Raw genomic sequence first — 8594 nt, 5'->3', positions numbered from 1 at the left:
GTTAGTTTTGTAGTGTGTAGCAGTACATTTGACTCCAAGAAGCCCATATACATGTCGTAGAAAACTGGTATCCATTGTGTAATTAAGCGTTTAGTGGATAATTCGCTCAATTATAATGGATTTCCAGTTTTCTTTCAAATTTTCAAAGAGAAGAATAACCCCGTCGCCCATATCTTGCGGATTTCATCCCGCAAGATGATTGGTGTATACAAGCTGACGCAGGAGTCTCAAGGGATCACGGTAACCGCAATCACGCAGAATATCGGATGAGGCCTAATTTTCCACTAATACCACTGTAGCAAAATTGTAGCACGATTTTGAATATCTACAGACTACTACTCTGAATACTTATTGAACACACACTTGCATCCTTCTCAGCGGTACAAAGTTAGCGAAAAACGAACTAACAGCCAAACCTCTGTTAATTAAATCATTAACCTACTCCCTGCTACAAACCCAGGTGCAAGGTGCAAGCCTCTATATATAGAAGGCTTGCACCTTGCACCTGAGGTTCTCTTAAAGCCTTGTATGATTATTGATTTCTAATGTGTCAAAGTATGCCAATTGAGGATTTTGACCAAACAATCAGGATTTTTGCAATCACCATTGCAATCAATTCGCATGCAGGAAGTTAGAATATTCTTAACTATTAGTTATGCACCTAATGAGAAAACACTTGCAATTGGTGCATATTCTTGCAATAATCGGGTTGGTACATTTCTTAGGTGCTGGTAACTTTAACATATGAACAGAATAAATATAATTCTGAGAGAATTGAGAGAGCAAAGGAGCCTCAAACAAGAGGATGTCGCTGAAATGCTCAATGTTTCACCTAGTACCTATTCACGATGGGAACGAGGTGAAAAGGAACTATCTTCAAGTGAAATTGAGAGAATTTCTCGTGTGTTTTTTGGCAATGAATTAAAACTATATGCAATACTTGCAAGTCCTTTGATAGAATCATCACCCATCACAAATATTACAGTGTCAATATATACTGAGGAAGCATACAAAAACCTATTGGTGTATTTGTCATCTTGCAATCCAAAATCAATAATTATAATTCAGAATTCAAACCAATGGAAGTAATAGGATTTGAGAGTGATGCTTTTCAAGATCTTTTAGAACGGATTAAGAAGATTGAGGGCTTTGTCGAACGGAGCTCCTCACTCCTTCAAGAGATAGATGAAGAGCTTGAGATGACCTCTAAAGACGTGATGAACGTATTAAACATATCAAAGTCCACACTCTATCGATGGCGAAAATCACAAATGATACCATTCCGATTTACTGGCAATGGTGATGTACGCTATCCTTATAAAAGTGTATGTAATGCTATTAAGAGTAACCGACTCGCAGTTGTGGGGCTTACTTCAGATGATGCCCTAAGAGAATTAAACAAATACAAAGACAATATAATATTAAGCTGTTGTTCAACAAAATCGATAACAGAAGAGAGTAATGATTGATAAAGAGCAGATATTAAGTCTAACACAAGGAGGTTTGAATGTGTATAACCACTACTTGGGTTTCGAAGTGAACACTCATAAGAACTTCAGAAGTCCCTTTTATGACGATAAGAAACCTTCATGCCATATCTACTATGATGCTAAAAGTACATCATACAAGTTTCATGACCATGGAGAACCGAGTTACTCTGGAGACTGCTTTTGGTTTGTTGGAGAGCTTTATGGATTGGATACGAGAGGAGATTTTCTTGATATTCTCAAATTGATAGTTCAAGACTTAATGCTCCCGATAAGGGTAGCAGATGATTATCCGTCACGTTTTGACAAGCGTCATATTCAGAAGAAATGGGTTAGACCAAAAGCTATTCAAGAAGAAGAGAGGATAGATGATAAGCCATATAAAATCCAAACGATATCCTACTCGCAGCCCTTTCTTACCTTTTGGGGGAGGTATGGGATAGATGAGAATACGCTTAAGAGATACAATGTCATCAATATCTCTCAGTTTGAATCTATCAATTCTCAAGGTGAGACTTATACTATAAAAGCGACTGGCACGGAGCCAATCTACGGCTATAAGGGGTATGATTATGTCAAGATTTACAGACCTAATAGTACGAAGCTACGCTTTTTATATGGAGGTAGGAAACCTTCTCTCTATTGTTTTGGGCTTGATCAAATACCAACGAAAGGTGATGTTCTTTTAATCACTGGAGGAGAAAAAGATGTTCTATCACTTGCAGCACATGGTTTCAATGCAATCTGCTTCAATAGTGAGACTTCAGTAATTCCTGAGAGCCTAATTGATGGATTGTTACTTCGTTTTAGGCATATTGTGCTCCTATACGATGTTGATGAAACTGGCATTCGAGAGAGTGAAAGACAGAAAGTAGCTTTGGAAAAGTACAAGGTCAAAAGTATTCAACTGCCACTGAGTGGAGGTCAATTTGAAAAGGATGTCTCTGACTTTTTCTCCCTTGGACATACATCAGAAGAATTAAGAGGTCTTCTAGCTACTTTACTGCAAGAAATATACTCGGAGACTCTAATGATGATGAAGTCATGTGAGATAGATTATGCCAATCCTCCAGACTTGTCTAAAGCAATCGTTTCAGTAAATGATGTGCCACTAGGAACTCAGGATAATTTGTTTTGTATAACGGGTGGAGAGGGAACAGGTAAGAGCAACTTTGTATCTGCGATTCTTGCTGGAGCAATGAGATATCATGCTCTTGTACCAGAAGAAACTCTTGGATTGGAGGTGAGTCCGAATCCCTATGGTTCGGCTGTAATCCATTATGATACAGAGCAATCAGAAGCACAGCTGTATAAAAACCTTGGAAAGACCTTGCGACGAGCATCACTGGTGCAGGTTCCTTCTTTTTATCACTCTCTTTACTTAGCCTCTTTATCTCGACAAGATAGGCTAAGGTTAATCAGAGATAGTATGGATTTACTCTACCATGAACATGGTGGTATCCATCTCGTAGTTATTGATGGTATTGCTGATTTGATTAGGTCTGCCAATGATGAAAGCGAGAGTATAGCGATAGTGGATGAACTCTACCGACTAGCAGGCATCTACAATACATGTATTATCTGTGTGCTTCATTTTGTTCCAAATGGAGTAAAGCTTCGAGGCCATATCGGCTCTGAACTTCAGCGAAAAGCTGCTGGGATTTTATCAATAGAAAAAGACGACAATCCAGAACTCTCCGTAGTCAAAGCACTTAAAGTGAGAGATGGTAGCCCTTTGGATGTACCGATGATGCTTTTCGGCTGGGATAAAAAGCAAGGCATGCATGTCTATCGTGGTGAGAAGTCCAAGGAAGACAAGGAGCAACGAAAGACAAGTGAGCTTATATCTATAGTTAAAGACATCTTTTTTGAGATAGAGCGATTGTCCTATAGTGAGCTCACTCAGACTTTAATGAAAGAATTAGATGTCAAAGATAGAACAGCAAAGAAATACATTGCTTATATGAAGGAGCAAGGCATTTTGTCACAAGACACGAGTGGCAATTATAAAAAGGGGAAGCTATGTCATACATCTTGAAAGAACCGCCAGAGGCAGCTGAACATAAATCAGAGTTCGAGCTTCTAAAGGAGATGCTTGTCAATATGGAGGGTAAGCTAAATCAATTGCTTGCCTTCCAAGAGACGACTATTCATCCTCCAATGCGACCTGAGTATCTTGATATCATAGATGTCTCCAAGCTCCTCAAAGTGGAACAAAAAACTATCTACAATTGGGTGTCGCTTGGCAAGATCCCATTCATGAAAGCCAATGGTCGTCTCCTCTTCTTGAGGCACGAAATAGATGAAATGCTTCGAAGAAGAGAGGAGTGGTAACACAAGAATGTCAAGATCAAACAATATGCTTTTTTTGAGAGGAGAGAATATTTCACTATCTTTGGCATTGGAAATATTTGCAAAAAGTCCAATGTTCAAAATGAATGATATTACTCTAAAAGAGCGAATTACAAGGTCAAAGGATAATTCTATTATCTTTAGGTCTGATTACGTACAATACCATCCAGAATCGGTAGGTAATGTACTTTCTGAGTTAGTTCGTGAGGGGATAATAATTCGTCTCTCTCCTGGTATTTATGTCAAGCCAAAGATGAGTCGTTTTGGTGCTATAATGCCTACGATTGAGGAAATAGTGAAAGCAATAGCAGAACGAGATAAAGCTCAGGTATTACCTTCAGGGACTACAGCTCTTAATATGCTAGGACTTTCCACTCAAATACCAATGACATATTCTTATCTCACATCAGGTAGCTCACGCAGTCTATCTATCGGAGATAGGAAGATTGTATTTAAGCGGTCAGTACCTAAAACCTTTGCCTATAAAACAAAACTCACTGCTCTTCTTGTTCAAGCATTGCGGAGCATCGGAGAGGAAAATATTGAGAAAGATCATCTTAATAGGATTAGGGTGCTTATTGCAAAAGAGAAAGACAAAGATGCCCTCAACAGAGATGTCGCTATCATGCCTGTCTGGATGAGAAAAATTGTAAAACCAATGCTTGATGAGAGAGAAAAACATGAAACTGTGGTTAAATAACTCACTTGAGGATAGACTTGCAATGCTTCAGATAGCTGAAACAGAGCATCCTGGCATAAGACAGTCGGCAATTGAAAAAGATTGGTGGGTAACGATTACACTGAAAGCACTTTTCCAGTGCTCTTGTGTGCAATCTCTTATTTTCAAAGGAGGGACATCGCTATCTAAAGGATTTGACTTAATTAAACGATTTTCAGAAGATATCGACCTGTCTATTGACCATTCTTTTTTCGGAATAGAAAAGACAAGTAAAAGCCAAAGGGAAAAGCTTCGCAAACTCTCTCGTTCATATATTCATAGTACACTGTCTTCAGAGTTAGATAATAATCTAAGAAAGATGGGGGTTAGTGGACATAGGATTGAAAATGTCACTCATGTTATGGATAGCAATGGAGTGCTATCACCTATTGATAGTGATAAAGACCCCACTGTCATTCTGGTACACTATACTAGTATTATCTCACAAAGTACAAGTTATATCTCACCATATATTAAAATTGAAATCAGCTCTCTTTCAATGGACGAACCAACAGAAGAAAGAGATATTCGTTCAATTATAGCAGAATCATTTTCAAATGAAGATTTTACTTCTGCGAAAATACGAATGGTCGTTCCCACACGCACTTTTTTAGAGAAGATATTTCTGTTGTCTGAGGAATTTCAAAAGGAAAGACCAAGAAGTTTTCGTATGAGTCGTCACTTGTATGACATTGAGAAACTAATGGATACAAATTATGGACGAGATGCATTAGCTGACAAAAAACTTTACGAGGCAATAATTGAGCATCGTCGTAAATACTACGCACTAAAGTTTGTGAACTATGACTTACATAGTCCACAAACTATTTCATTTCTTCCTCCAATAGAGTTGATGGATGACTGGAATGAGGATTATATAAAGATGCAACAGGATTTCATCTATGGCGATTCTTTATCCTTTTCTCAGTTGATTTCAAAACTTAATATACTACAAGACCGATTAAGAAACTTATAAGTAAATGGCAATTGCATAAATATTCGATTTGCCATTAAGAAAAAGTAGAAACGCGAATTATTGACAATGGATTTATTTGTTGCTGATAATTCGCTCTAGCTTGATATTGGAAATATTTGCAAAATGTCCAATGTGAAGTTTGACAGAAGCCTTTCTATCGCCACTTAGGGCGATAGGCGTTCTTGAGTGTGTCGTTGTCAAGCTTTTGAGATAGGCTTTCTTGTGGATTTATCGGCTCAGAGTTTGACACTTGATGTGAGGGTGTGGGGCTTTCTCTGACTTGGTGTGATTGCTTTTGCTCAGGGGCATCATCGGTGTCAGAGGGTGTGGCGAGGGAGAGTGCGATTTTGCGGTCAAGCTCGGAGGCCTGGCTCTTTAGGGAGCGAAGCTCCTCCTCTTTCTTCCAAGAACCATTGGCTATCTCCTTGTATGTGGAAATAGAGGCAGTCACCTTTGTAAGTTCCTTCTGATGACTCTCTATGACCTTAGGGATACGCTCTAGAGCATTGACGAAGTTGCGACAAGCAAGCTTCGGATCGGTTGCCAAAGTTCCATTGTTGTAGGTGTAGTAGATATTACCCTCGCCTTTTACGAAAAATCGGTTTTGCGTCAGTGCAAACAGTCCATCCTTAGCAGAGCTCTCCGATTTGACAAGAATTGGGAAACCGTACACCTGCCCAACCTCGCGATATTCATTGCCTGTACGAGCTTTATCAGCTATCTCGTGCAGTCGCTCCGCAATTTGCTTCTCGTCAGTCACACCTTCTACACCCTTTATCACGATGGAATTGAGTGGCAGTCCTGCTTCATCACGCTGAACCACACTGTTGTACTTGCTCCAGTCACTCTCAGCTTGAGCTATTCTACTCTTATGGATATTCGCCTTAAACTCAATCTCTCCAATTGTATTCAGTGCCTGGTCACGCTCCCGATGGAAAGCCTTTCGCTCCGACTCTAAAGCCGTTATCTTCTTCTCTAGTTTCGCCTTCTCCAAAAGATCGGTATTACCGGAAAGTACTGCCACATACTCCGAGAAGTTGAGTCCACTGTCTTCATCCATTGCCCCCTCATCAATCGTTCGGCTACCGAGCGAATTACTCTTAAGCTGATTGATGAAGAGCTGCTTATTGTGCAGTAGATTAAACTTATAGCTATCAAGCGACCGCTCCACAGCATAGATAATCACATCCATCTTGTTATCTGCGTAGAGTTTTGCCACTTCATTACCCTTACGGACGGCACGCCCATTGCGTTGTTCCAAGTCGGAAGGGCGCCAAGGCGTGTCGAGGTGATGCACTGCGACTGCTCGTTGCTGTGCATTCACCCCAGTACCCAGCATCTCAGTAGAACCAAATAGCACTCTAACCTCTCCTCGATTCATCGCTTCTACCATTGCCTTCTTCGCTCGCTCCGTCTTACACTCTTGGATAAATCGCACTTCTGAAGATGGGATACCATAATCCTCCGTCAGCTTCCGCTTAATCTCCGAGTAAACCGACCACTCATTGGGCTTGTAAGTCCCTAAATCAGAAAATACAAACTGAGTCCCCTTCTGCTTATCAAACTTCTGATAGTACTCCCAAATCATCCTTGCGCAGTGAGAAGCCTTATTGTCAATGTGGTCAGAGTACTCTTTAGAAATCATCCTCATATCAAGGCTCATCTTGCGGGCGTAATCAGTAGCGATCAGCATTTTAGCTTTCTCCTCCCGCTCACTGAGTGGTTCACGGCCAATGAGAGTGGCATCACCAGTCTTGGCAAATTGCATCAACTTCTCTATGAATACCTCTTGTTCGGGTGTGGGGGGTATGTTGTGGAGTATTTCGTTCTTCTCGGGTCGGTCGATACCGATGTCCTTGGCTGTGCGGAAATCGCAAATCTCCGCATAAAAGGAGGCAAGCTCTGGGACCTTGATAAACGTCCTAAAGCGTTCCTTTTGGATGATTTCATTGGTAACGGAGAACTCATAGTCGGTGGACTTCTTGGCGAATACGGCAGCCCAAGCATCAAAGGTATTGATGCCTTGCTTCTCCAAAGCTTGTGGGCGGAGATACTTGAACAAGAGATACAGTTCGGTCAGAGAGTTACTGATGGTTGTTCCTGAGAGAAACGTTGCCCCCAAGTCTTTGCCTGACCGCTCCTGAATAGTGCGTAACGCAAAGAGCATATTGAGAGCTCTTTGTGAACCATCTGGATTACCTAAGCCACTTACCCGACTGTGACGGGTGTCAAAGAGTAGATTCTTAAAGCGATAACTCTCATCCACAAAGAGGTGGTCAATACCCATCAACTTAAAGTCCACTGCGTCATCCTTACGCTCTGTAAGGTCATCAGCAATGGTCTTCAGTTTGACCTCCAAGTTTTCCTTTCGCTTCTCCAACCCCCGTAACATACTGCGAGATACCTCCACCCCTTGTTGCCTAAGCACCTCAAGGTTTTCCTCCACCGAGTCCAACTCCTTTTGTAGGATAGCCTCCTGCACCTCCAAGGATTGAGGTATCATTCCAAACTGCTCGTGTGTCAAGATGATACAGTCCCAGTCATTATTCTTGATGTCGTTGAAGATGCGTTGGCGGTTCTGCTTCGTAAAGTCATTCTTCCCACGATAAAGTACCTTCGCATTGGGGTACGCCTTGCGAAAGGTGTCCGCAATGTCAAAGACATTTGCTTTCAGTCCAATAATCATTGGCTTATTAGCTAGCCCTAGTCTCTTCATTTCATAAGCAGCTACGCACATAATGAGCGTCTTGCCAGCTCCCACCTCGTGGTCGCAGATACCTCCACCATTTGTTTTCAGCATCCAGACCGCATCCTTTTGGCTCTTATAGAGTGCAGGGATACCCAGTCCTTTTAGGTCAAGATGAGGAAAAGTCTGATGTGTACCGTCAAAGTCGGGACGGACAAAGCAATTGAGGTTCATCCGACATTTCGTGTGATACGGCAGTCATGTAGAGCAAAAAGNCTTAGTTTGAAATATTCATCATCTCTATATCCGTAAGCATTTCTCTTCATCACTTTAATCTTATTGTTTATTCCCTCCACTTTGGCGGTTGATAGCCGT

The 8594-nt window shown here is 41.1% G+C and carries 7 protein-coding genes and 1 pseudogene; 6 read left to right on the top strand and 2 right to left on the bottom strand.

The features are described from left to right. Window positions 1-744: 744 nt before the first annotated feature. The 6 genes from A3GG_RS13195 to A3GG_RS0110260 are packed head-to-tail and all read left to right on the top strand — an operon-like array spanning window position 745 to window position 5533. Window positions 745-1089 carry a helix-turn-helix domain-containing protein gene (locus tag A3GG_RS13195; RefSeq protein WP_018359206.1) on the top strand — a complete coding sequence of 115 codons (345 nt, stop codon included), beginning with the start codon at window positions 745-747 and terminating at the stop codon, window positions 1087-1089. Beyond that, window positions 1080-1469: a helix-turn-helix domain-containing protein gene (locus A3GG_RS0110280; RefSeq protein WP_018359205.1), complete on the top strand. Its 390-nt coding sequence runs from the start codon at window positions 1080-1082 to the stop codon at window positions 1467-1469. The genes A3GG_RS13195 and A3GG_RS0110280 overlap by 10 nt, the downstream gene beginning before the upstream one ends. Continuing rightward, the gene (locus A3GG_RS0110275; RefSeq protein ID WP_018359204.1) at window positions 1462-3525 is read left to right on the top strand and encodes an AAA family ATPase; all 2064 of its coding nucleotides are present in this window, start codon (window positions 1462-1464) and stop codon (window positions 3523-3525) included. Before A3GG_RS0110280 ends, A3GG_RS0110275 begins: the two co-directional genes overlap by 8 nt. After that, a complete protein-coding gene (locus tag A3GG_RS0110270; RefSeq protein ID WP_018359203.1) occupies window positions 3510-3821 on the top strand; it encodes a helix-turn-helix domain-containing protein in 312 nt (103 codons plus the stop codon). Before A3GG_RS0110275 ends, A3GG_RS0110270 begins: the two co-directional genes overlap by 16 nt. A 7-nt stretch (window positions 3822-3828) precedes the next feature. Continuing rightward, window positions 3829-4539, top strand: coding sequence for a DUF6088 family protein (locus A3GG_RS0110265; protein WP_240761246.1), 711 nt, complete (start codon window positions 3829-3831; stop codon window positions 4537-4539). Continuing rightward, window positions 4520-5533: a nucleotidyl transferase AbiEii/AbiGii toxin family protein gene (locus tag A3GG_RS0110260; protein ID WP_018359201.1), complete on the top strand. Its 1014-nt coding sequence runs from the start codon at window positions 4520-4522 to the stop codon at window positions 5531-5533. Before A3GG_RS0110265 ends, A3GG_RS0110260 begins: the two co-directional genes overlap by 20 nt. A gap of 154 nt (window positions 5534-5687) precedes the next feature. Here the strand turns inward: A3GG_RS0110260 and A3GG_RS0110255 are convergent. Beyond that, window positions 5688-8444: pseudogene (locus tag A3GG_RS0110255) on the bottom strand (helicase-related protein); the annotation flags it as partial. A 5-nt stretch (window positions 8445-8449) separates the two neighbouring features. Continuing rightward, window positions 8450-8594: transposase (locus tag A3GG_RS12415; protein ID WP_018359199.1), on the bottom strand; the 145-nt coding region annotated here is incomplete at its 5' end.

The organism is Porphyromonas levii DSM 23370 (assembly GCF_000379925.1).
Taxonomy (GTDB): Bacteria; Bacteroidota; Bacteroidia; order Bacteroidales; family Porphyromonadaceae; genus Porphyromonas_A; species Porphyromonas_A levii.
Note: the sequence above shows the minus strand (reverse complement) of the source record. Positions and strands in the feature narration are given on the sequence as shown.

Excerpts from the sequence above, each read along its gene's own strand:
- A3GG_RS0110280 (WP_018359205.1), top strand. The coding sequence starts at position 1,080 with ATGGAAGTAATAGGATTTGAGAGTGATGCTTTTCAAGATCTTTTAGAA.
- A3GG_RS0110260 (WP_018359201.1), top strand. The coding sequence starts at position 4,520 with ATGAAACTGTGGTTAAATAACTCACTTGAGGATAGACTTGCAATGCTT.
- A3GG_RS0110265 (WP_240761246.1), top strand. The coding sequence starts at position 3,829 with ATGTCAAGATCAAACAATATGCTTTTTTTGAGAGGAGAGAATATTTCA.
- A3GG_RS13195 (WP_018359206.1), top strand. The coding sequence starts at position 745 with ATGAACAGAATAAATATAATTCTGAGAGAATTGAGAGAGCAAAGGAGC.
- A3GG_RS0110270 (WP_018359203.1), top strand. The coding sequence starts at position 3,510 with ATGTCATACATCTTGAAAGAACCGCCAGAGGCAGCTGAACATAAATCA.
- A3GG_RS0110275 (WP_018359204.1), top strand. The coding sequence starts at position 1,462 with ATGATTGATAAAGAGCAGATATTAAGTCTAACACAAGGAGGTTTGAAT.